This is a genomic window from Adlercreutzia sp. DFI.6.23 (assembly GCF_024462535.1).
GTDB lineage: Bacteria > Actinomycetota > Coriobacteriia > Coriobacteriales > Eggerthellaceae > Adlercreutzia > Adlercreutzia rubneri.
Genome location: NZ_JANGBP010000710.1, coordinates 1 through 292, shown reverse-complemented (window position 1 = coordinate 292; position 292 = coordinate 1). Strand labels below are relative to the sequence as shown.

The 292-nt window shown below is 63.0% G+C and carries 1 pseudogene; it reads right to left on the bottom strand.

The window, feature by feature from the left end:
• Positions 1–292 (bottom strand): annotated as a pseudogene (locus NE591_RS15160) (molybdopterin oxidoreductase); the annotation flags it as partial.

Here is a 292-nt window from a genome sequence, read left to right as displayed (position 1 = left end):
CTCGCGTGGTACTTCTCGTTGTCGGCCTCGGTCCAGGTGATGACCGGCTCCCACTTCGTAGCGTCCTCATTCAGCACGCGCATGCCGAGGAAGTAGCCAAGCCACTGGTCGTAGTTGCTCTTCGGGTAGGCGTCGTCGGGGTTATACCCCATGCGCTCGATGATCTCGCGGAAGACGCGCTTCTCCTCGCGGGCCTCGTACATCGGCTTCACCAGGGGCTTCCAAGCAAGCAGGGCGTGCTTGCGCTGCTTCTGGCCGTTGCCGTCGCCAAACGGGCTCGTCCAGGACAGCT